At 74.0% G+C, this 22,307-nt stretch carries 19 protein-coding genes; 12 read left to right on the forward strand and 7 right to left on the reverse strand.

Annotated elements, in window-relative coordinates; all coding sequences use genetic code 11:
• Positions 1 to 66 precede the first annotated feature (66 nt).
• A complete protein-coding gene (locus E1211_RS09280) occupies positions 67 to 573 on the forward strand; it encodes an inorganic diphosphatase (protein ID WP_076467154.1) in 507 nt (168 codons plus the stop codon).
• 34 nt (positions 574 to 607) lie between these two features.
• Here E1211_RS09280 and eccD read toward each other — a convergent pair whose 3' ends face one another.
• Positions 608 to 2,005 carry a type VII secretion integral membrane protein EccD gene (eccD, locus tag E1211_RS09285; protein ID WP_132347455.1) on the reverse strand — a complete coding sequence of 466 codons (1,398 nt, stop codon included), beginning with the start codon at positions 2,003 to 2,005 and terminating at the stop codon, positions 608 to 610.
• A 103-nt stretch (positions 2,006 to 2,108) separates the two neighbouring features.
• Here eccD and eccCa point away from each other — a divergent pair, with 103 nt between their 5' ends.
• The 3 genes from eccCa (at position 2,109) to E1211_RS09300 (ending at position 8,313) form a co-directional block, all read left to right on the forward strand.
• Positions 2,109 to 6,101, forward strand: a complete 3,993-nt coding sequence (gene eccCa / locus E1211_RS09290; protein WP_132347457.1) for a type VII secretion protein EccCa — start codon at positions 2,109 to 2,111, stop codon at positions 6,099 to 6,101.
• Between the two features lie 76 nt (positions 6,102 to 6,177).
• Positions 6,178 to 7,509 (forward strand): type VII secretion-associated serine protease mycosin, encoded by a 1,332-nt coding sequence (gene mycP, locus E1211_RS09295; RefSeq protein ID WP_132347459.1) that lies wholly within the window; start codon positions 6,178 to 6,180, stop codon positions 7,507 to 7,509.
• Between the two features lie 45 nt (positions 7,510 to 7,554).
• Positions 7,555 to 8,313: a phosphatase PAP2 family protein gene (locus E1211_RS09300; protein ID WP_132347461.1), complete on the forward strand. Its 759-nt coding sequence runs from the start codon at positions 7,555 to 7,557 to the stop codon at positions 8,311 to 8,313.
• A 141-nt stretch (positions 8,314 to 8,454) separates the two neighbouring features.
• On the opposite strand, the gene E1211_RS09305 is transcribed toward E1211_RS09300, so the two are convergent.
• The 6 genes from E1211_RS09305 to E1211_RS09330 form a co-directional block, all read right to left on the reverse strand.
• Positions 8,455 to 9,633 (reverse strand): MarP family serine protease, encoded by a 1,179-nt coding sequence (locus tag E1211_RS09305; RefSeq protein WP_132347463.1) that lies wholly within the window; start codon positions 9,631 to 9,633, stop codon positions 8,455 to 8,457.
• A 63-nt stretch (positions 9,634 to 9,696) separates the two neighbouring features.
• Positions 9,697 to 10,389, reverse strand: coding sequence for a CoA pyrophosphatase (locus tag E1211_RS09310; protein WP_132347465.1), 693 nt, complete (start codon positions 10,387 to 10,389; stop codon positions 9,697 to 9,699).
• Positions 10,386 to 11,030 carry a TlpA disulfide reductase family protein gene (locus E1211_RS09315; RefSeq protein ID WP_132347467.1) on the reverse strand — a complete coding sequence of 215 codons (645 nt, stop codon included), beginning with the start codon at positions 11,028 to 11,030 and terminating at the stop codon, positions 10,386 to 10,388. Before E1211_RS09315 ends, E1211_RS09310 begins: the two co-directional genes overlap by 4 nt.
• On the reverse strand, positions 11,027 to 11,815 hold the full coding sequence (gene nth / locus E1211_RS09320; protein ID WP_132347469.1) for an endonuclease III: 789 nt from the start codon (positions 11,813 to 11,815) through the stop codon (positions 11,027 to 11,029). The genes E1211_RS09315 and nth overlap by 4 nt, the downstream gene beginning before the upstream one ends.
• A gap of 55 nt (positions 11,816 to 11,870) precedes the next feature.
• On the reverse strand, positions 11,871 to 13,034 hold the full coding sequence (locus E1211_RS09325) for a CapA family protein (RefSeq protein WP_132347471.1): 1,164 nt from the start codon (positions 13,032 to 13,034) through the stop codon (positions 11,871 to 11,873).
• A 56-nt stretch (positions 13,035 to 13,090) separates the two neighbouring features.
• Positions 13,091 to 13,753: an adenosylcobinamide amidohydrolase gene (locus E1211_RS09330; RefSeq protein WP_132347473.1), complete on the reverse strand. Its 663-nt coding sequence runs from the start codon at positions 13,751 to 13,753 to the stop codon at positions 13,091 to 13,093.
• A 215-nt stretch (positions 13,754 to 13,968) separates the two neighbouring features.
• On the opposite strand from E1211_RS09330, the gene E1211_RS09335 reads away from it, so the two are divergent.
• The 8 genes from E1211_RS09335 to E1211_RS09370 form a co-directional block, all read left to right on the forward strand.
• The gene (locus E1211_RS09335) at positions 13,969 to 14,646 is read left to right on the forward strand and encodes a Crp/Fnr family transcriptional regulator (protein ID WP_076467173.1); all 678 of its coding nucleotides are present in this window, start codon (positions 13,969 to 13,971) and stop codon (positions 14,644 to 14,646) included.
• Between the two features lie 155 nt (positions 14,647 to 14,801).
• Positions 14,802 to 15,545: a metallophosphoesterase gene (locus tag E1211_RS09340; protein ID WP_132347475.1), complete on the forward strand. Its 744-nt coding sequence runs from the start codon at positions 14,802 to 14,804 to the stop codon at positions 15,543 to 15,545.
• Positions 15,546 to 15,778: 233 nt separating this feature from the next.
• Positions 15,779 to 16,384, forward strand: coding sequence for a TetR/AcrR family transcriptional regulator (locus E1211_RS09345; RefSeq protein ID WP_132347477.1), 606 nt, complete (start codon positions 15,779 to 15,781; stop codon positions 16,382 to 16,384).
• A 38-nt stretch (positions 16,385 to 16,422) separates the two neighbouring features.
• Positions 16,423 to 17,256 carry a TIGR03084 family metal-binding protein gene (locus tag E1211_RS09350; RefSeq protein ID WP_132347479.1) on the forward strand — a complete coding sequence of 278 codons (834 nt, stop codon included), beginning with the start codon at positions 16,423 to 16,425 and terminating at the stop codon, positions 17,254 to 17,256.
• Complete coding sequence (locus E1211_RS09355) at positions 17,253 to 18,923, forward strand: acyclic terpene utilization AtuA family protein (RefSeq protein ID WP_132347481.1); 1,671 nt, start codon at positions 17,253 to 17,255, stop codon at positions 18,921 to 18,923. Before E1211_RS09350 ends, E1211_RS09355 begins: the two co-directional genes overlap by 4 nt.
• Complete coding sequence (locus tag E1211_RS09360; RefSeq protein WP_132347483.1) at positions 18,920 to 20,116, forward strand: acyl-CoA dehydrogenase family protein; 1,197 nt, start codon at positions 18,920 to 18,922, stop codon at positions 20,114 to 20,116. Before E1211_RS09355 ends, E1211_RS09360 begins: the two co-directional genes overlap by 4 nt.
• Positions 20,113 to 21,714 carry an acyl-CoA carboxylase subunit beta gene (locus E1211_RS09365; protein WP_132347485.1) on the forward strand — a complete coding sequence of 534 codons (1,602 nt, stop codon included), beginning with the start codon at positions 20,113 to 20,115 and terminating at the stop codon, positions 21,712 to 21,714. Before E1211_RS09360 ends, E1211_RS09365 begins: the two co-directional genes overlap by 4 nt.
• Positions 21,715 to 21,839: 125 nt before the next feature.
• Positions 21,840 to 22,307 (forward strand): biotin carboxylase N-terminal domain-containing protein (locus E1211_RS09370; protein WP_305792199.1); only part of this gene is annotated, 468 nt, incomplete at its 3' end.

Consider the following 22,307-nt stretch of genomic DNA (forward strand, 5'->3'; position numbering starts at 1 on the left):
TGAATTCGCCCTCCGGCGGTGCCGGCGATTCCGTTGGCCAGCGTGGGCAAACGAGGGAGCGTGCACATGGATTTCGACGTCACGGTTGAGATCCCGAAGGGTCACCGCAACAAGTACGAGGTCGACCACAAGACCGGCCGGATCCGGCTGGACCGCACCCTCTTCACATCCACCCAGTATCCAGCGGACTACGGCTTCATCGAGGGCACCCTCGGCGAGGACGGCGACCCGCTGGACGCGCTCGTGCTGGTGCCCGAGCCCACCTTCCCCGGCTGCCTGATCCGCTGCCGCACCATCGGCATGTTCCGGATGACGGACGAGAAGGGCGGCGACGACAAGGTCCTCTGCGTCCCCTACGAGGACCCGCGCCAGGAGCACCTGCGCGACATCCACCACCTGGGCGAGTTCGACCGGCTGGAGATCCAGCACTTCTTCGAGGTGTACAAGGACCTCGAGCCCGGCAAGTCCGTCGAGGGCGCCACCTGGGTGGGTCGCACCGAGGCCGAGGCGGAGATCCGCGCCTCCTACCAGCGGGCCAAGGAGGCCGAGGAGCGCGGCGAAGGCCTGCACTGATCGCACCGAGACCCGGAACGGGCCCAGGGATCGCTCAACCGAGCAGCCCCTGGGCCCGTTCGTACAGGTCCAGCACCGCGCAGGCGACCGGCACCACGGCCACCACGAAGGCCGTGTCGGCCAGGTCGGCGACCCGGCCGAGGTACGGCGAGACCGGACGACGGGCGTACGTGGTACCGGCGCTCACGGCGAGCAGGGCCAGCGCCACCCCGGTGGCGGCCAGCCCGAGCCGTGCCGTGTCACCGGCCCGGTCGGCGAGGACGGCGCCGAGCACCGCGTACCCGGCCAGACCACCGATCACCGGTGGCACCCGGTGCCGGAGCGCCACGAAGAGCCGGGAGCGCAGCAGCAGCACGGCGGCGGTGACCGCGACCAGTACGGCGCCGGCGACACCACCGGTGACGGCCAGCACCACCGCCGCCGCCACGGCCAGCACGGCGTGCCCGAGCAGCATCCCGGTGAGCATCTCCTCGGTGCGGGCCACCGCGGCGTACACCCGGCCCCGATCGGGCAGGTCGCGCACCGGCGCGCCGTCCTCACCCGCCGTCGGCAGGGTGATCGGCGGCAGTGGCAGCTTGCCGAGCCGGATCGCCAGCAACGGGATCACCCCGACGGCGAAGACCAGCACGCAGAGCAGCACCGCGGCGGCAGCGGACGGGCCGAGCGCCAGCCCGACGAGGGCCGCCGGGGCGCCCGCCAGCCCGACCGTCGCGCCGGCCACGAAGACGCGAAGCCGGCTGGCGACCCCGAGCAGGCCGAGCACCGCCGCCAGCAGCAGGGCCACCGTGCCGGCCAGCACCTCCGCGGCGCCGACCCAGCGCAGCGGCCCGAACGGACCGACCGGGTCGCCCGAACCGACCGCCAGCGCGCCGGCCGCGGCCGCGTACGGCAGCGCGTAGCCGCCGAGCGTCGCGGCGCTCACCCCGTCGCCGTGCGCCCGGGAGGCGATCGTTCCCGCGACGAGCAGCAGCAGCGCCCCGGCGGCCGCGGCGAGCCAGCCAGCCCGGTGTTGCGGGCCGCCACCGAGCAGGGCGAGCAGCCCCACGGCGAGCGGCACACCGGCACCGGCCAGTACGACAGTCCGGGTGGCCGCCGTCGACCACGCCCCGCCCCGGCGCCGCGCACCGTCCACGATCGCCTCGACCACGTCGTCGTACTCCAACTCGGGCCAGTGGGCGCGGGCCGGGACCAGGTGCAGCACCTCACCGTCGCGGATGCCCTGCGGATGCAGTCCCTGGGCGGTCGACAGCGGCGCGCCGTCGGTGCGCCGCAACACCCAACCCCCGTGCCGTTCGCCGTCGTCGGCCAGCCCGACACCCGCGTGGCGCAGCACGTCCGGGAGCAGCTCCGCCAGCGGAACCTGCTCCGGCAGGGCGACGTCGAGCCGACGTCGCGGGGCGTTGATCGTGACGCGGGCCAACCCGGATGACATCGGCCTGTCTCCATATCGAACGGGATCGGTGGCTGCGCGGACGACAGGACTTTACCTACGATGAGCCAGCTTCGGGTTACCGAGCGTCGTGGAAGGAGGGTCCGTGGCCACCGTCGTCGTCAAACGGCCGCCCCGCCGACCGGCACCGGAGATCCCGGTCGGCGAGTTGCCCGTCGAGGCCCCACCGGAGATCCCATCGGTGGCCGGCGGCCGCTGGCAGCAACTACTCATGCTGCTGCCCATGCTGGGCGGCACCGTGGCGATGGCGATGATGTTCGGGCGCGGCGGCGGCGCCTACTCGTACGTGGTGGGCGCGATGTTCGGGCTCTCCTCGCTGGCGATGCTGGTGACCTCGTGGGGCAGCGCGTCCGGTACGCCACGGAAGTCGGAGATGATGGCGGCCCGCCGGGAGTACCTGCGGCACCTGACCGCCCTGCGCCGCCGGGTCCGGGAGACCGCCGGACGGCAGCGGGAAGGGCTCTACTACCGGCATCCCGACCCGGAGCGGCTCTGGTCGACCGTGACGAGCCACCGGGTCTGGGAGCGCCGCCCCGGCGATCCGGACTTCGCGGTGGTACGGGTCGGCGTCGGCCCGCAGACCCTCGCCACCCCGCTGGTGCCGCCCGTGACCCGGCCACTGGAGGAGCTGGAGCCGATGACGGCCGGTGCCCTGCGCCGCTTCCTCGACGCCTACTCGGTCGTGCCCGATTTGCCGGTGGCCCTCTCGCTGCGCAGCTTCGCCCGGGTCTTCGTACGCGAGGTCACCGTCCCCACCACCGGCGACGACCCCGGCACCGCGCCGGCGGCGGACGGCGGCCCCGCGCGGGGTGCGTCGGCGCGGGCGGTGGTGCGGGCGGTCCTCACCCAGCTGGCGGTCTTCCACGCCCCGCAGGAACTGCTGATCGCGGTCTGCGCCGGGCCGGAGCGGCGGGCCGCCTGGGAGTGGGTCAAGTGGCTGCCGCACGCCCAGCATCCGGACCGCACCGACGCCCTCGGTCCGGTGCGCCTGGTCACCAGCTCCGCCGCGGAGCTGGAGCAGCTGCTCGACGAGGTGCTGGCCAGCCGCTCCCGGTTCAGCCCGGCCGGCCCGGCGACGGACGGGCCGCACGTGGTGGTCGTCCTCGACGGCGGCGACCTCACCGGCGCCACCGACATGACCGGGGACAGCGGGATCGACGCGGTCACCGTGCTCGACCTGGACACCCCGCCGCCCCGGCTGCTCGACCGGTACGCGCTCCTGCTCGACCTGCGTGACGGGCGGCTGCACTCGTACGCGGCGCAGGGACACGCCGAGGTGGGCGCCCCGGATCAGCTCGACCGGGCCGACGCCGAGGCGGTGGCCCGACGGCTGGCCCCGCTGCGCCTCGCCGGCACGGCCCGCGGCCCGGACGCCCCGCCGCACGCCGAACCGGGGCTGCCCGAGCTGCTCGGCCTCGGCGACCCGGAGGGCTTCACCGCCGAGCAGGGCTGGGCGCCCCGGCCGGCGCGGGACCGGCTGCGGACGCCGATCGGCGTGGGCACCGACGGCGGAACCGTCGAGCTGGACCTCAAGGAGTCCGCACAGGACGGCATGGGCCCGCACGGGCTCCTCATCGGCGCGACCGGCTCCGGCAAGTCCGAGCTGCTGCGGACACTGGTGCTGGGGCTGGCCGCCACGCACAGCTCCGAACAGCTCAACTTCGTGCTCATCGACTTCAAGGGCGGGGCCACCTTCGCCTCGTTCGACCGGCTGCCGCACACCGCCGCCGTGATCACCAACCTGGAGGACGCCCTCCCGCTCGTCGACCGGATGGTCGACGCCATCAACGGCGAGCTGATGCGCCGGCAGGAGCTGCTCCGCCGGGCCGGCAACTTCGCCGGCGTACGGGAATACGAGCGGGCCCGGGCCACCGGCAGCACCCTCCCTCCGCTGCCGTCCCTGCTGCTGATCTGCGACGAGTTCTCCGAACTGCTCTCCGCGAAGCCGGACTTCATCGACCTCTTCGTGCAGATCGGCCGGTTGGGACGGTCGCTCGGCGTACACCTGCTGCTCGCCTCGCAGCGGCTCGAGGAGGGGCGGCTCCGCGGGCTCGACACGCACCTGTCGTACCGGATCGGCCTGCGTACCTTCTCCGCGCTGGAGTCCCGGACGGTGCTCGGCGTGCCGGACGCCCACGAGCTGCCCCGCACCCCGGGCCACGGCTACCTGCGCTTCGGCACCGAGCCGCTGGTCCGGTTCAAGGCCGCGTACGTCTCCGGCGCGCTGCCCCGGCGCGGCCCGGCGGCGGGTCCCGACGTGGACGGGCCACCTCGCCTGCTCAGCTTCGACACCCACTTCGTGCCGGTGCCCGAGCCGGGCGCCGAGACCACCCCGACGTCCGAGGAGGAGGGCCGGGAGAGCCTGCTGGACGTGCTGGTGGGGCGGCTGGCCGGCCAGGGGCCGCCGGCCCACCGGGTCTGGCTGCCTCCGCTCGACCAGCCACCGGCGCTGGACGAGCTGCTCGGCCCGGTCGGCGCGGATCCGGCGCGCGGTCTCAGCGCCGGCAACCCGGAGCTGCACGGCGCGCTCGGCGTTCCGGTGGCCGTGGTGGACAAACCCTTCGAGCAGCGCCGTGACCTGCTCTGGCTGAGCCTCGACGGGGCGGCCGGGCACGTGGCGGTGGTCGGCGCCCCGCAGAGCGGCAAGTCGACGGTGCTGCGGACGCTCATCTGCGCGCTGGCGCTCACCCACACCCCGGCGGAGGTGCAGGTCTACTGTCTGGACTTCGGCGGCGGTGGACTGGCCGCGCTCCGCGATCTGCCGCACGTCGGCGGGGTGACCGGGCGGGCCGACCCGACCGCAGTCCGTCGCACCGTCGGCGAGGTCACCACCCTGCTCACCGAGCGGGAGCGCCGCTTCGCCGAGCTGGGCGTCGAGTCGATGGCGGCGTACCGGCGGTGGCGCAGCGGGGCGGCCGGCGTCGGCCGGCCGGACGTCGACCCGTTCGGCGACGTCTTCCTCGTGGTGGACGGGTGGACGACGCTGCGCGCCGAGTACGACGATCTGGAGCCGCTGATCACCGACCTGGCGACCCGGGGGCTCTCCTACGGGGTGCACGTGGTGACGACCGCGCTGCGCTGGCTGGACTTCCGCCCCGCCATCCGGGACCTCTTCGGGTCCCGCCTGGAGCTGCGCCTCGGCGACCCGAACGACTCGCTGGTGGCCCGCCGGGCGGCCGCGAACGTGCCGGAGAAGGCTCCGGGCCGGGGCGTCACCGCGGAGGGCCTGCACTTCCTGACGGCGCTGCCCCGGCTCGCCCACGCCGACACCGCCGACCTCGTCAAGCAGGTCGCTGATGCGTGGAACGGTCCACCCGCGCCCCGCGTACGGCTGCTGCCGCCGGTGCTCCCCTACGCCGACCTGGACCTCACGGCGGCGACCGGGTTGCGGCTGCCCGTCGGGATCGCCGAGGCCGACCTGCGACCGGTGGCGCTCGACTTCGCCGCCGAACCGCACTTCGTGGTCTTCGGTGACGCCGAGTGCGGCAAGTCCTCGTTCCTGCGGGCGCTGGCCGCCACCATCACCGCCCGGTTCACCCCGGAGCAGGCCCGGGTGATCCTCGTCGACTACCGGCGCAGCCTGCTCGGCGCGATCGCGACGGACCATTTGATCGGCTACGGCACCGCGGCCGCGCACACCACCGACCTCGTCGAGTCGGCCGCCGGCTACCTCGCCCGCCGGATCGCCGGCCCCGAGGTCACCCCCGAGCAGCTACGCGACCGTTCCTGGTGGTCGGGGCCGGAACTGTTCGTGCTCGTCGACGACTACGACCTGGTGGCGACGGGGCCGGCGAACCCGTTGCGCGCGTTGGAGGAGTACCTTCCCCAGGCTCGGGACATCGGCCTGCACCTGGTACTGGCCCGCCGCTGCGGCGGCGCCGCCCGCGCCCAGTACGAGCCGATCGTCCAGCGTCTGCGGGAGCTCGCCACGGCCGGTCTGGTGATGACCGGCAGCCCCGACGAGGGGGCGCTGGTCGGGCCGGTCCGCCCCGGTCCGCTGCCACCCGGGCGTGGTCGGCTGGTCACCCGGCGGGAGGGCGTACGCCTGGTCCAGCTGGCACACCTGGCGGTGCCGTGAACCGTGTCCTGCGGATCGTCCCTCGAACGGGCCGGGAACCGGTAATCTCCGATCGTTGTGGTTCCGCTGGCGATGAATGGCTGAGGATGTGACTGGGGTTCGGCGCAGCTGCCCGGCAGCGGGTCGACGGACCGCCGGCCGGGCACTGCTCGGCGTGACGGCGGCCGTCGTCGCGGTGGCCGGTCCCGCGGTGCCCGTGGCGGCGGCTCCGGCGCGCGCGAACCCGGTCGCCGCCACCCCGTTGGCGTACGCGCCGGGCGAGGCGCCGGACCGGCCGGACCAGATCCGCGACGAGCAGTGGCAGATCGACGAGTTGAACGCGGCCACCGCCTGGCGCACGTCGACCGGGCGCGGGGTGACCGTCGCCGTCGTCGACTCCGGAGTGGACGCCACCCATCCCGACCTGGCCGGGCAGGTGCTGCCCGGGTACGACCTGGTGTCTCCGGGCGGCAGCGAGCAGGCGGACCCGGTGGGCCACGGCACCACTGTCGCCGGACTGATCGCCGGCCGGAAGGACGACAAGCGGGGCGTGGTCGGCCTCGCGCCGGACGCACGCATCCTGCCGGTCCGCGTCCTCGACGACGAGAACCGCTACGACGACGCGCTCATCGTGGCGCGCGGCGTGCGGTGGGCGGTCGACCACGGCGCGCGGGTGATCAACCTGTCGCTCGGCGGCAGTGGTGACAGCCCTGCGCTCGCCGCCGCCCTGGACTACGCCTTCGCCCGCGACGTGGTGGTGGTGGCCTGCACCGGCAACGTCGCCAGCTCGACGACGACCGACGTCTGGTATCCGGCCCGGGAGCCGGGGGTGATCGCGGTCGCCGGCCTGGAGCGCAACAGCGAGAACCTCTGGTCCGGCTCGATCACCGGCCGCGCCGCGGTGCTCTCCGCGCCGGCCACCGGGCTCGTCGGCGCCCGCCCCGGCGGCTACTGGCGGGTGCAGGGGACCAGCTTCGCCGCGCCGCTGGTGTCCGCCACCGCAGCCCTGGTCCGGTCCCGCTATCCGCAGATGTCGGCCGGCGACGTCGTGAACCGGCTGATGTCGACCGCTCGCGACCTCGGCCCCACCGGGCGGGACGACCGCTTCGGATTCGGCCTCGTCGACCCGGTGGCGGCGCTCTCCGCCGACGTGCCGCCGGTGGCCGGCAACCCGCTCGACGACAACGACTCCCCCGGCGTGGCCGGTTTCGGGCCGGCGCCGGGCCTCACCCAGGGCGACGATGCGGCCCGCATCGGTGACGCGCTCGGCTTCAACGCCCCACAGCAGCAGACCCGGTGGACAGCCCGCCCGGCCGGCGGCGAGGACGACTCCGAGCCGGAGCGGTTCTGGGCGGGGGCGGCGCTCTTCGTCGTCCTGCTCGCCGGGGCGGCGTTGCTGCTTCGCCGGTTGCGCCACCCGCACCGCTGAGGCGGTGGGGGCTGATCGACCGTCCGGTCGGGTAGAACGGATGCCATGAGTACGACCGGTCCGCGCATCCTCGTTCCCGGCGCCGGGACGTCCTGGCGGCGACGCCGACTCGATCCGGCCCAGCCGCGCGGACTGCGCCTGACCCTGGCCGTGGCGGCCGTGTTCCTGGTGCTGGTGCCCTTCACCTCGCTCGCCCTGCTCGTGCTCGGGGCGTGGCCGCCGCTGCACCGGCTGGACACCGCGGTGACCGGGGCGCTGCACGACCATGCGCTGGAGCACCCGGGTTGGGTACGGCTGACGGGGATCTGGACCGACGTCTTCGCGCCGATGCCGCTGCGCGCCGCCGCCCTGGCGCTCGTGGTCTGGCTGGTCCGCCGGGACGCCCGCCGGCTGGCTCTCTGGGTCGTGGTGACCATGCTGCTGGGCGGGCTGCTCGGCCCCCTGCTCAAGCTGCTCGTCGGCCGGAACCGGCCGGAGCTGCTCGAACCGGTCGCCCGGGCCGCAGGGTACGCCTTCCCCTCCGGGCACGCGCTCAACGCCGCGCTGGCCGCCGGAGTGCTGCTGGTGGTCTTCCTGCCGTTGGCTCGTCAGCCGGCGCGACGCGCGGCTCTCTGGGCCACGGCCCTGCTGGTCGCCGTGTTGACCGGAGCGAGTCGGGTGGCCCTCGGTGTGCACTGGACCAGCGACGTGGTCGCCGGGTGGCTGCTCGGTGCGGCAGTCCTGGCCGCCACCGCGGCCGGCTTCACCGTCTGGCGGCACACCCCACAGCTCTCCGAGCAGCCGCCCCCGCCGCCCCGCTCGTAACGACAGCTTCCGGGAACGAGTGCCCTCCGCCGCGCCGCTGGCCGCTCTTTCCGGGCGCGATTTCCCTCCGCCGGCGCCGACGGCCACTCTTTCCGCGAATCAGGCCCCTCCCGGCCGACGGCGCGAAGGCGCGGGGGTGGGTCAGGTGCACTCGCCGGTGTCCACGGGGCGGGTGCGCTCGGCGCCGGCCAGGGCCACCGGGCGGGCCTCCGCCGAGGTCACCGCGAAGCCGGTGTTGGGGTCGTCGGCGGCCGCCGCGAAGATCACCCCGAGCACCAGCCCGTTCGACGAGACCAGCGGCCCGCCGGAGTTACCGCTGCGGACCAGCGCGCGGATCGTGTAGATCTCCCGGGTCACGTCCCCCGACGAGTAGATGTCGGGCCCGGTGATCCGGTCCACGTCGCGGATCCGGGCGGACTGGGCGTTGTACGGCCCGTCGAGCGGAAAGCCGAGCACGATGGCGTCCGCGCCGGTGCCCGCGTTGCCGGCGGCGAACCGCATGGACGGGCCGGGGAGCCCCGGCACGTGGAGCACGGCGAGGTCCCGGTCGGGGTCGTAGACGACCACTTCGCCGTCGTACCGGTCGCCGCCGAGCTCCACGGCCACCGAGCGGGTGCCGGCGACGACGTGGGCGTTGGTCATCACCCGGTCGTCGGCGTACACGAAGCCGGAGCCCTCGATGCGGCGTGAGCAGCTCGGCGCGGAGCCGAGCACCTTGACCACGGAGCGCTGTCCGTTGACCACCACCTGCGAGCCGGCGAGCGCCGGGTCGGGCGGCTCCACCTGCCGTGCCCGGGTGGGCGCGAGGTCGCCGAAGACGTCGGGGAAGCCGTTCGTGTCGACGGTGTCCCGCAGCGCGGTGGAAAGCCGCTGCGCCTGGTCGGGCAGGACCCGGTCGACCACGTTGAGCAGGGCGCTGTTGCGCACGGAGGAGGCCAGCCAGGGCAGTGAGGACGAGCCGAGCGGCACCGCGACCAGCCAGGCGACCAGCAGGACCGCGAAGAGGGAGACGAACGCGCCGCCGACGTCGTCGATCTTGCGGAAGACGCGGCCGGTGATCGCGGCCCGGAGGTTCGAGCCCAGCCAGCCGGCGAGTGCCTGCCCGGCCACGGCGAGGCCGAAGACGGCCACCAGCGAGATCAGCACGCGGGTGCCGCTGTCGACGAACTGGCGGGCCAGTATCGGCCCGGCCTGGAGCCCGATCAGCGCGCCGAGGAAGAACCCGGTGAACGACAGGATCCCGATGACGAAACCCTGGCGGTATCCGCTGATCGCGAACACGAGCATGAGCATGAGCAGGACGAGATCGACGGCGGACACGGGTCAAGCGTACGGGCCGGCGGCCCGTCGGATGACCATCGCTTGCGGAAGGTGACCGCGTGATCAGCGTACGGGTGTCTCGTCGACCTCGTCGGTGCCCGCGGAGGGGGCCGGTGTCGCCCCGGTGGGCGGCAGGTCGACCAGCCGCCCCGGTGACCAGGGGCGCGACCAGCCGCCCAGGTCGAGCAGGGTGCTCAGCACCCCGGCGGTGAAGCCCCAGACCAGCATGCCGCGTACGGCGAAGGCCGGGCCGATCCAGCCGCTCGGGTGGCGTACGCGCACCCGGTTCGCCGGGTCCACCAGCTCGGCGATCGGCAGCCGGGCCACGTGCGCCACCTCGGCGGGCTCGCAGGGGCGCACCGGGTGCGGCGCGTGCCACCAGGCGAGTACGGGAGTCACCACGAATTCGCTGACCGGGATCCAGAGCTTCGGCAGTTCGGCCAGGACGGTGACGCTGGCCGGGTCGAGGTCGACCTCCTCGTTCGCCTCCCGCAGGGCGGTCGCCCGGGCGTCGGTGTCCTCCGGGTCGGCCGCCCCACCGGGGAAGGCGGGCTGGCCGGCGTGGGTCCGCAGGGTGGCCGCCCGTTGCAGGATCAGCACGTCCGGGCCGGTGCCGGGCTGCTCGCCGAGGAGCACCAGCACGGCGCTCTCCCGCCCGCCGCTCTCCGGCGTGACCAGCCGGGTGAAGTCCTCGGCCCGGGCCGTGCCGACCCGGGCGAGCAGTGGCGCCATCCACTGCGGCGGTCTCCGGGTCACGCCGGCACCGCCACCCCGAGGTGTTCCCGGACCAGCTCGCCGAGGCGCGCGTCGTCCAGCGCGCCGGAAGCGTCGGTGTGCACGACCCGCCCCTGCGCGTCGACGAGGAGGGTGAGCGGGAAGGCGTTGCGGTTCAGCGCCCGTTGCAGCGCCGTGCCCTGGTCGACCAGCATCGGGAAGCCGACGCCGAGGTCCTCGCCGATGGACTGGGCCGCGCTGCGGCTGTCCTGGCCGTTCACCCCGATCACGTGGAGCCGGTCACCGGCCCGCTTGCTCAGCCGCTGGAAGGCGGGCAGTTCCTTGCGGCACGGCGGGCACCAGGACGCCCAGATGTTGATCACTGCGGGGCCGCGTACGTCGCGGAGGGCGACCGGTGCCCCGCCCGTGAAGCAGGAGAGGGTGAGCGCGGGCAACGGGTCCCCCGTGCCGCCGGTCGGATCGGCGGCGTCGGGTGTCGCCGTACCGGAGGTCGGGGTGGCGGCGGCCACCGGGGTGGTGAGTTTCGCGCAGTCCTCGAACGGTGACGGCCGCTCGGCCCGGGGCCGCGACGGCGTGGCGGCCTCCTCGGCGCCGGTGGCGGTGCAGGCCGCAGTGCCGGCCAGCAGCAGCGGCAGGAGCAGGGCGATGATCCGGCGGTTCACGGCACCTCCGCGCTGACCGCCTGGGCCGGCACCAGCTGCGGATCGATCCCGGCGGCGACCGCCAGGTCGCGGGCCCGGGGCCCCTTGAGCAGCTTGACGGCGGCCGTCGGCTCGGTCGGTCCGGTGCCGTACGACGGACAGAGCCGCGCCAGCGTGCAGGCCCCGCAGGCCGGCTTGCGCGCGTGGCAGACCCGACGGCCGTGGAAGATCACCCGGTGCGAGAGCATGGTCCAGTCGCGCTTCTCGTAGAGCGCGCCAATCGCGTGCTCGATCTTGACCGGGTCGGTCTCGTTGGTCAGCCGCCAGCGGTGCGTCAGGCGCTGGAAGTGGGTGTCGACGGTGATCCCGGGCACGCCGAACGCGTTGCCGAGGATGACATTCGCGGTCTTGCGCCCGATTCCGGGCAGCGCCACCAGGTCGGCCATCCGGCCCGGCACCTGGCCGTGGTGGCGCTCGACCAGCGCCTGCCCCAGCTTGATCAGCGAGTCGGTCTTGTTCCGGTAGAAGCCGGTCGGCCGGATCAGCTCCTGCATCTCGCCCCGGTCGGCGGCGGCGTAGTCGGCGGCCGTCGGGTAGCGCGTGAAGAGCTTCGGGGTGACCTCGTTGACCCGCTTGTCGGTGGTCTGCGCGGAGAGGATCGTCGCGACGGCCAGCTCCAGCGCGTCGGAGTGGTCCAGTTCGCAGTGCGCGTCGGGGTGGGTCTCGGCGAGCACCCGGCCGATCCGCCGAGCGCGTCGCTTGCGCCCGAGGTCGGTCTCGTCGACACCGGGAGAGCTACGGGTCACGACGGCCAGCCTACGTCGCCGCGCGGGCTCCTTCCGGGCCCACGCCCCGGAGCACCTAGCTTGGATCAAGCGGGCTGATCTTGCCGGCGGCGTCGAAGCGGGCCCCGGTCTTCGGGAAGTCGCCGCGGGTGAGCTGCTTCACCAGGCCCAGGCCCCGACCGTCCGGGTCCATGGTCGGCTTGCCCGCCCCGTTCATGTACGTCGAGGTGAACGAGCCCCCCGCCCAGCTGCCGTCGCGGCGCAGCGACACCTTGAGGACGCCACCCCAGCCGAGCCGGCCGTTGTTGCTCAGCGAGCCGCCCCCGCCCGCGAAGTTCCCCAGGCTGTAGGCGATGAGCCGGCCCTTGTAGAACTCCATCCCGCGCAGCACGTGCGGGCCGTGCCCGACGATCAGGTCGGCCCCGGCGTCGATCATCGCCTTCGAGAACGTGACCGGATCGCCCCGGTTCTCGCCGAGGAACATCTCGGTGCCGGGCCGGACCCGCGTCTTGTCCGAGCCTTCGGCCCCCATGTGCACCTGCACGACGACGAGGTCGGCCAGGGTGGCCGCCTTCGCCACGACCCGCTTCGCGGCGGCGATGTCGACGAGGCTGTTGGACCAGACGTACGACGAGAAGCCCGCCACCGCGATCTTGACGCCGTCGGCCTCGACGACGGTGATCTGATCCGGTGCGCCGGTGTGCGCCAGGTCGTACTTCTCGAGGGCCCGCTGGGTGTTCCGGTAGCCCTTCGGGCCGTAGTCGTAGCCGTGGTTGTTGGCCTGGTTGAGCAGGTCGAAGCCGGCTTCACGCAGGTGGGCCGCGTACTCGGGCGGGGCCCGGAACTGGAAGCAACGGGTGGAGTCCGCCCCGCACTTGCCGGTGCCCGTGTCGACCGTCAGCGGCTCCTCCAGGTTGCCCATCACCACGTCGGCGGCGAGCGCCTTGGTGACCGAGTTGAAGAAGCCCTTGCCGCCGTTGGCGGGCAGCCGGTTCGGGGCGTTGCCCATGATGATGTCGCCGGTCGCGGAGAGCGAGACGACGCCGTCCTCGGCGGCGGGGGTGCCACTCGCCGGTGGGGTGACGCCGGGCACCGGCGTACCGGGGGCGCCACCGCCCGCACCGGGCTGCCAGACCGGGGAGGTGGCCGGCCCGCCACAGCCGGCCATGAGCACGGCGAGCAGCCCGCCGAGGACGAGGGTGGTCCGGCGGCGGCGCGAGGGGTGGGCGGCACCGTACATCGTCCGCGACCCTACCGGGCAGGTTCCACCGAAACGACGGCCGATCGGCCGGAAGTTCAGCCGTTCAGCCGGTCCGACCAGGGCACGACGGTGCGGGAGCCGCCGGCGAGCACGGCGGCGTGCACCGCGCGGGCGAGTGGTGCCCCCCACGTCGAGCGGGGCCCGCCGTAGGCGAACTCGGGACCGTCGGCGGGGCAGAGCACGGCGACCGCGTCCGTCGGGGTGCCGGTGGCGGCCAGACCCAGTTCCGAGATCGCCTGCGCCTTCGCCTCGGTCGCGGTCGCCACCGCGTTGACCAGTGCGGCGTCGCCGAGCCGGGCCGGCACGTGCACCACGATGTTGACCGTGCCGACCCGCTCGCCGAGCACCTCGGGTGCCGACTCGGCGGCCCGGACGGGGGTGCCGAGACCGACGGTCGCCCAGGCCCGCACGCCGCCGTCGGTCCGGGCGACCACCTCGGCGACGTCGACGCCGGTCAGCAGCCCCACGCCGGGCCCGTCGAGCCCGAGCCCGTGGGCGAGCGCGGCCAGGTGGTCGGCCGGCTCGTCCCGGTCATACGACATCGGCACTGTCGCGTTCACGACCCAGTGCCGTACGCCAATCCCGCCGCCCAGCGACGCGCTGCTCACGGCGCGTAGCGGCGTGGCGGCCCGCCACACCAGCATCGGAACGTCGAGCCCGTCCTCGTGGCGGGTGGTCAGCAGCGGCTCGCTCAGCACGCGGTGACCCTACGGGCCGCCGGCCAGGGTGACGGCGGCGGTCGGCTGTCGGCGTCCCCGCTGGTCAGGCGGAACGGGCGGATTACGCCCAACGATCACGTTTCCAGGGGCGACCTCTGATTCCGGCTCACGTGCGCCTAGACTTGTCGGCGCGCGAGGGACCAGCGGACGGCGGACCCGGCCGAGGGACGGCAACGCGCAACCGGAGGTGCGCGATGGACGAGGTACTGGCCCGCAGCGGGATCTTCCAGGGTGTCGACCCGGAGGCTGCCGAGGCGCTCGCCAAGGAGATGGAGACGATCGAGGTCCGCAAGGGCGAGGTCGTGTTCAACGAGGGCGAGCCCGGCGACAGTCTTTACATCCTGCTGTCCGGCAAGATCAAGGTTGGCCGCCGCGCGGCGGACGGCCGGCAGAACCTGATCGCGGTGATGGGCCCGTCGGACATGGTCGGCGAGCTGTCACTCTTCGACCCGGGCCCCCGCACGGCGACGGCCACTGCGGTGACCGACACCCGCCTGGTCCGGCTGCGCAAGCAGGCGCTGCGGCCGTGGCTGGCCAACCGGCCGGAGATCGCGGAGCAGCTGCTCCGGGTGCTGGCCCGCCGGCTGCGCCGCACCAACGACTCGCTGGCCGACCTGATCTTCACGGACGTGCCGGGCCGGGTGGCGAAGAACCTGCTCCAGATGGCGGGGCGCTTCGGCACTCGTGACGGCGGTGTGCTGCGGGTGACCCACGACCTCACCCAGGAGGAGATCGCCCAGCTCGTCGGCGCCTCCCGGGAGACGGTCAACAAGGCGCTGGCGGACTTCGCCTCGCGGGGCTGGCTGCGCCTGGACGGCAAGAGCATCATCATCCTGGACCCGGAGCGCCTGGCCCGCCGCGCACGGGTCTGAGCAACCCGTCGGGGCGCTCGCCCTGTCCCGGAGCATTCGGCCCGGACCGCCCCTCGCGGTCCGGGCCGCTCCGCGTCCGCCGCGGCAGAGAGGGCCCCGTCTGCCCGAGGCAGAAAGGCTGGACGCCGGCCTCGGCGCGGCGGGAGGGTGGACCGATGGTGAACCGGGTCGCCGTCCTCTCCGACATCCACGGGGTGCTGCCCGCGCTGGAGGCCGTGCTGGCCGAGCCGGACGTGGCCGCCGCCGATTTGATCGTGCTCACCGGTGACATCGCCGCCGGCCCGCAGCCGGTCGAGGTGCTCGACCGGCTCGCCGGCCTCGGCGATCGGGTCCGCTGGGTCAGCGGCAACGCCGACCGGGAGCTGGTGGAGGCACGGGCCGGCCGCAGCCTCCCGATCGAGGTCTCGAACTGGGCGGCGGCGCAGCTCCGCGACGACCAGGTCGACCGGCTGGCGGCGCTGCCCCGCACGGTGACCCTGCCGGTCGACGGCCTCGGTCCGGTGCTCTTCTGCCACGCGACGCCCCGGGACGACGAGGAGGTCGTGCTGGTCGACTCCCGGATGTCCCGCTGGACGGAGGTCTTCACCGACCTGCCGGCGGAGGTGCGCACGGTGGTCTGCGGGCACACCCACATGCCGTTCGCGCGACTGGTCGACCGCCGCCTCGTGGTGAATCCCGGCAGTGTCGGGATGCCGTACGGCGGCCCCGGCGCGTACTGGGCGCTGCTCGGTCCGGGGGTGCAGCTGCGCCGTACCGACTTCGACGTGGACGCGGCCTGCGCCCGGGTGGCCGCCGAGTCCGCCTTCCCGGACGCCGCCGGTTTCGCCGACGAGTACGTCCGCTCGCGGCACAGCGACGCCGACGCGCTGGCCGTCTTCGCCCCGCGCGACGGACGCTGAGCGGACCGGCCCCAACCCCGCCGAACAGCGCGCCGGGAGACGTTCCGAGAGAGGTAGGGATATGGTGCGCGGCGCCTTTGGAGCTGAATCGCCTACGACATCGGCTCCAGAGGCTCCGCGCACCAGCACTCGGTGCCCGCCGACACCGATCGGGGGTCCGCAGTGGATGCCCGATCACGGGCACGAAAAAAGTCAGGCTTGACTGTTTGTTTCGGCCCCGGCACGCTGTTGCCGTGTCCGCCGCATCGATCCGCGTCCCTCGGCAGCAGCGCAGCCGCGCCACGCAGGCGCGACTGCTGGAGGCGACCGTCGAGTGCCTGGTGGAGCATGGCTGGGCAGGCACCACCACCACGTTGGTGGCGGCCCGGGCCGGGGTCTCGCGCGGCGCGCAGCTGCATCACTACCCGACGAAGGCCGCACTGGTCACCGCGGCCGTCGCGCACCTGGCCGAACGTCGCGCGGCCGAGCTGCGCACCGAGGCGCAGGCCCTGCCGGCCGGGCCTCGGCGGCTCGACCGGGTGATCGACCTGCTCGCGGTGGCGTTCACCGGTCCGCTCTTCGTCGCCGCGCTCGAACTCTGGGTCGCCGCCCGCACCGACCCCGAGCTGCGTCGGGCACTGATCCCCCTGGAGGCCCGGGTGGGCCGGGAGATGCACCGGCTCACCGTCTCGCTGCTCGGCGTCGACGAGCGACGTCCAGGCGTACGCGAGGCGGTCCAGGCCACCCTGGACCTGCTCCGCGGTCTGGGGGTGGCCAACCTGCTCACCGACGACAGCGTCCGCCGCACCGCCCTGCTCGACACCTGGAAGCGGCGGCTCGCCACGCTCCTCACGCCCTGACCCGCCCGCGCCGAGGGCACGACCGGACCGGAGGCACCATGGTCGACCTGACGGAGCTGCTCGCCGACCTGGCCGAGGAGTCCCAGACGCTGGAGGCTCTCGTCCGTCCACTACCACCGGCCGACTGGTCCCGCCCGACCCCGGCGGCGGGTTGGACCATCGCTCACCAGATCGCGCATCTCGCCTGGACCGATCACGTGGCGCTGCTCGCCGGCACCGACAGCGCGGCCTTCTTCGCCTCCGTGAACGCCGCCCCGGACCCGGCCCGGCTCGTCGAGGTCGGCGCGCAGGAGTTCCTCGCCCCGCCGGCCGACCTGCTCATCCGCTGGCGGGCCGGCCGGGCCTCCCTCGCCGCCGTCCTCGCCGCCCACCCACCCGGGGAGAAGCTGCCCTGGTACGGCACCCGGATGTCGCCCGCCTCGATGGTCACCGCCCGGATCATGGAGACCTGGGCGCACGGCGAGGACGTCGCCGACGCGCTCGACGTACGCCGGCCCGGCACCGACCGGCTCCGGCACGTCGCCCACCTCGGCGTACGTACCATCGGGCACAGCTTCGCCACCCACGGCCGGCCCGCGCCGACGGCGCCGGTGCGGGTGGAGCTCGCCGCGCCCGGCGGTGGAACCTGGAGCTTCGGCCCGGCCGACGCCACCGACCGGGTCACCGGACCGGCCCGGGACTTCTGCCTGCTGGTCACCCAGCGCCGGCACCGCAGCGACCTGGCGCTCGACGTCACCGGTCCGGTCGCCGACGAGTGGCTCGACGTGGCGCAGGCGTTCGCGGGCCCACCCGGCACCGGCCGTCCGCCACTGAACACACGACCCGCGCACTCGTCGACGGCCGCGGCGCGGACGCGCGGGGTGCGGGCGTGATCCGCATCGGCAACGCCTCCGGCTTCTACGGCGACCGCGCCACCGCTTGGCGAGAGATGCTCGACGGCGGCGAGCTGGACGTGCTGACCGGCGACTACCTGGCCGAACTCACCATGCTGATCCTCGGCCGGGACCGGCTGCGAGACCCCTCGCTCGGGTACGCGCGGGGCTTCCTCCGGCAGCTCGAAGGTTGCCTCGGCACCGCGCTCGACCGTGGCGTCACGCTCGTCACCAACGCCGGCGGGCTCAACCCGGCCGGGCTGGCCACCGCGATCAACGCGCTCGCCGACCGGCTCGGTCTCACCGTCCGGGTCGGGTACGTGGAGGGCGACGCGCTGGCCCGGCCGGACGCGCTCACCACCAACGCGTACCTGGGCGCGTTCGGGATCGCCGCCTGCCTCGACGGCGGGGCCGACGTGGTCGTCACCGGCCGGGTCACCGATGCCTCGCTGGTGGTGGGCCCGGCGATAGCCCGGTACGGCTGGACCCGCGACGACCTCGACGCGCTCGCCGGCGCGACCGTCGCCGGGCACCTCGTCGAGTGCGGCGCGCAGGTCACCGGCGGCAACTTCAGCTTCTTCACCGAGCTGCCCGACGGCGGCCGCCGCCCCGGCTTCCCGATCGCCGAGGTGCACCCGGACGGTTCCTGCGTCATCACGAAACACCTGGGCACCGGCGGCGCGGTGACCGTGGAGACCGTCACCGCCCAGCTGCTCTACGAGGTGGGCGGGCCCGCGTACCTGGGGCCGGACGTGGTGACCCGGCTGGACACGGCGATCCTGCACGCCGAGGGGGAGGATCGGGTGCGGGTCTCCGGCGTACGCGGCACACCGCCCCCGGCCACCCTCAAGGTCGGTGTCAACAATCTGGGCGGCTTCCGTAACTCGATGACGTTCGTCCTCTGCGGACTCGACATCCCGGCCAAGGCCGCCCTCGTCCGGGAGCAGCTCGAAGCCGCCGTCGGCCCGGAAGGGCTGGAGTTCACGCTGGCCCGCACCGACCATCCCGACTCGGGCGACACCGAGACGGCGAGCGCCCTGCTGCACGTACACCTGCGTGACGGCGACAAGGCACGGGCCGGACGGGCGTTCTCGGCGGCTGCGGTGGAGCTGGCGCTCGCCTCCTACCCCGGGTGCACGCTGACCACCCCGCCCGGCGACGCGACTCCGTACGGAGTCTTCACCGCGGACCTCGTGTCGCAGGATTCGGTGTCGCACGTCGCGGTGCTTCCCGACGGCACCCGCGTGCCGATCCCACCGCCCCCGGACACCCGCCCGCCGGAGACCGCGCCGCGACAGGACGTGTCGACGACGGCCTCCATCCGCCACCGCACCCGCCGGGGCCCGCTCGGTGAGCTGGTCGGGGCGCGCTCGGGCGACAAGGGCGGCGACGCGAACCTGGGGGTCTGGGCCCGCGGCGACGCCGCGTACGACTGGCTGCGCGGCTGGTTGAGCGTCGAGCGGCTGGCCGAGCTGCTGCCGGAGACGAAGACGCTGACCGTCGAGCGGTACGAGCTGCCGAACCTGCGCGCGGTCAACTTCCTGATCCGGGGCCTGCTCGGTCCGGGCGTGGCCGCGTCCACCCGCTTCGACCCGCAGGCCAAGGCGCTCGGTGAGCTGCTCCGCTCCCGGATCGTCGACCTGCCGATCCTGGAGACGACCGCATGACCATCGTGGACACACCGGAACGGCGTCAGCTACGCGAGCTGACCCGCGCCTTCGTCACCCGGGAGGTGCTGCCCTACCTGGACGACTGGGAGCGGGCCGGCGAGGTCCCGCGCCAGCTGCACGCCACCGCCGCGAAGCTCGGCCTGCTCGGCGTCGGCTTCCCCGAGTCGGTCGGGGGCAGCGGAGGTGACCTGCTCGACACGATCATCGTCACGGAGGAGATCATCCGGTCCGGCGGGTCATCGGGGCTGGTCGCCGCGCTCTTCACGCACGGCATCGCGCTCCCGCACATGGTCAGCGCTGCCGGCGGCCGGACCGGCGGCTCGCTGGGCGGCCGGCTCGGCGCCGTCGGGAACCCGGGCGACGACGACCTGGTCGACCGGTACGTCCGCCCCACCCTGGCCGGGACGATGATCGGCGCGTTGGCGATCACCGAGCCGGACGGCGGCTCGGACGTGGCCGGCATCCGCACCACCGCCCGCCGGGCCGGCGACCACTACGTGGTGAACGGGTCGAAGAGCTACATCACCAGTGGGGTCCGGGCGGACTTCGTGACCACCGCGGTCTGCACCGACTTCCCGGGCAGCGGTGAGCTCGCCCTGCTCGTGATCGAGAAGGGCACGCCCGGCTTCACCGTGGGCCGCCGGCTGGAGAAGCTGGGCTGGCACTGCTCGGACACCGCCGAGCTCTCCTTCGTCGACGTCCGGGTGCCGGTGGCGAACCGGATCGGCGCGGAGGAGACCGGCTTCCTGTCGATCATGCAGCACTTCGCCACCGAGCGGATCTCGCTCGCCACGCAGGCGTACGCGACCGCGCAGCGCTGCGTCGAGCTGGCCGTGCGCTGGTGCCGGGACCGCGCCACGTTCGGCCGGCCGCTGGTCAGCCGCCAGGTCGTCCGGCACCGGTTGGCCGAGATGCACACCCGCACCGAGGCGGCCCGTGCGTACGTGCACGACGTGGCCGCTCGGGTCGCCGCCGGCGAGCCCGTGGTGACCGAGGTGGCGATGGCCAAGAACGTCGCCGTGGCGGCCTGCGCCGAGGTGGTGGACCAGGCGCTCCAGCTGCACGGCGGCTTCGGCTACCTGCGCGACGCCGAGGTGGAGCGGCACTACCGGGACGCCCGCATCCTCGGCATCGGGGGCGGCACCACCGAGATCATGAACGAGATCATCGCGAAGGGACTGGGGCTGTGACCGTACTGGGCAGCGCGCTCGACCCGTCCTCGCCGGGGTTCGCCGACAACCGGGCGGCGCTGCTGGAGCGGCTGGCGGAGCTGGACGCGGCACAGGACCAGGCGCGGGGCGGGGGCGGCGAGAAGTACGTGGCCCGGCACCACTCCCGGGGCAAGCTGCTCCCCCGGGAACGGGTCGAGCTGCTGCTCGACCCGGACAGCCCGTTCCTGGAGCTGTCGCCGGTGGCCGCCTACGGCACGGACTTCCCCGTCGGGGCGAGCGTGGTGACCGGCATCGGCGTGGTCGAGGGCGTCGAGTGTCTCGTCGTCGCGAACGACCCGACGGTGCGTGGTGGCGCGGTGAACCCGTGGTCGCTCGCCAAGACGCGGCGGGCCGGCGAGATCGCACTCGCCAACCGGCTGCCGATGGTCAACCTGGTCGAGTCGGCCGGCGCGGACCTACCCACCCAGGCGGAGATCTTCATCCCGGGCGGGCGGGTCTTCCGTGACCTGACCCGGCTCTCGGCGGCGCGAATCCCCACGGTCAGCGTGGTCTTCGGCAACGCGACGGCGGGCGGGGCGTACGTGCCGGGGATGTCCGACCACGTGATCATGATCCGGGAGCGGTCGCAGGTCTACCTGGCCGGGCCGCCTCTGGTGAAGATGGCGACCGGCGAGGTCACCGACGACGAGTCGCTCGGCGGCGCGGCGATGCACGCCACCCGGTCCGGGCTCGCGGATTTCCTCGCCGCCGACGAGCGGGACGGCATCCGGCTGGCCCGGCAGTGCGTACGCCGGCTGAACCGGCGCAAGCAGGGCCCACCGCCGCGCAACCGGTTGCCGCAGCCGCCGAAGTACGACCCGGAGGAGCTGCTCGGCATCGTCAGCTCCGACCTGAAGGTGCCGTTCGACCCGCGCGAGGTGCTCGCCCGGATCCTGGACGGCAGCGAGTTCGACGAGTTCAAGCCGGCGTACGGCAGCGCGCTGGTCACCGGCTGGGGTGAGCTGCACGGCTACCCGATCGGAGTGCTGGCCAACGCGCGGGGTGTGCTCTTCAGCGAGGAGGCGCAGAAGGCCGCCCAGTTCATCCAGCTCGCCAACGCGGCCGACACCCCGCTGCTCTTCCTGCAGAACACCACCGGCTACATGGTCGGCACCGAGTACGAGCAGCGCGGCATCATCAAGCACGGCGCACTGATGATCAACGCGGTGTCGAACTCGACGGTGCCGCACCTGACGGTGAACCTCGGCGCCTCGTACGGGGCGGGCAACTACGGCATGTGCGGGCGGGCGTACGAGCCGAGGTTCCTCTTCACCTGGCCGAACGCGCGCTCGGCGGTGATGGGGCCGGCCCAGCTCGCCGGGGTGCTCTCGATCGTGGCCCGGCAGGCCGCGGCCGCCCGGGGCCGTCCGTACGACGAGGAGTCCGACGCCGCGATGCGGGCGATGGTCGAGCAGCAGATCGAGTCGCAGTCCGGCGCGCTCTTCCTCTCCGGCCGCCTCTACGACGACGGGGTGATCGACCCCCGGGACACCCGTACGGTCCTCGGCCTCTGTCTCTCCGCCGTCCACAACGCCCCCGTGCGGGGCGCCGACGGCTTCGGCGTCTTCCGGATGTGACCCCGTGAGCGCGAGGAAGGCAGCGCAGCGAAGTCCCGCAGTCGCGAACGAAAGGCAGGCCCCGTGAGCGCGAGGAACGCAGCGCAGCGAAGTCCCGCAGTCGCGAACGAAAGGCAGGTCCAGCGGTGACGATCAACCGACTCCTGGTGGCGAACCGGGGCGAGATCGCCCGCCGGATCTTCGCCACCTGCCGGCGGCTCGGCGTCGAGACGGTGGCCGTGCACTCCGACGCGGACGCCGACGCGCCGCACGTCGCCGGGGCCGACCGGGCGGTCCGGCTGCCGGGCGACAGCCCGGCCGAGACGTACCTGCGGATCGACCTGATCCTGGAGGCGGCGCGGCGGACCGGCGCCGACGCCGTCCACCCCGGTTACGGCTTCCTGGCGGAGAACGCCGAGTTCGCCGCGGCGGTTATCGACGCGGGGCTGACCTGGGTCGGGCCGTCGGCGAAGGCGATCGCCGCGATGGGCGACAAGGTGGCGGCGAAGGCTCTGCTCGCCGACGCCGGCGTGCCGATGCTGCCGACCTGGACCGAGCCCGACCAGGTCAGCGACTTCCCGGTGCTGGTCAAGGCGGCCGCGGGGGGCGGCGGG

Origin of the sequence: Micromonospora sp. 15K316 (assembly GCF_004348525.1) — a bacterium.
Classification (GTDB): domain Bacteria; phylum Actinomycetota; class Actinomycetes; order Mycobacteriales; family Micromonosporaceae; genus Micromonospora.

Coding starts and splice junctions, on each gene's coding strand:
- E1211_RS09280 (WP_076467154.1), top strand. CDS start 67: ATGGATTTCGACGTCACGGTTGAGATCCCGAAGGGTCACCGCAACAAG.
- eccD (WP_132347455.1), bottom strand. CDS start 2,005: ATGTCATCCGGGTTGGCCCGCGTCACGATCAACGCCCCGCGACGTCGG.
- mycP (WP_132347459.1), top strand. CDS start 6,178: ATGGCTGAGGATGTGACTGGGGTTCGGCGCAGCTGCCCGGCAGCGGGT.
- E1211_RS09300 (WP_132347461.1), top strand. CDS start 7,555: ATGAGTACGACCGGTCCGCGCATCCTCGTTCCCGGCGCCGGGACGTCC.
- E1211_RS09325 (WP_132347471.1), bottom strand. CDS start 13,034: ATGTACGGTGCCGCCCACCCCTCGCGCCGCCGCCGGACCACCCTCGTC.
- E1211_RS09335 (WP_076467173.1), top strand. CDS start 13,969: ATGGACGAGGTACTGGCCCGCAGCGGGATCTTCCAGGGTGTCGACCCG.
- E1211_RS09340 (WP_132347475.1), top strand. CDS start 14,802: ATGGTGAACCGGGTCGCCGTCCTCTCCGACATCCACGGGGTGCTGCCC.
- E1211_RS09350 (WP_132347479.1), top strand. CDS start 16,423: ATGGTCGACCTGACGGAGCTGCTCGCCGACCTGGCCGAGGAGTCCCAG.
- E1211_RS09360 (WP_132347483.1), top strand. CDS start 18,920: ATGACCATCGTGGACACACCGGAACGGCGTCAGCTACGCGAGCTGACC.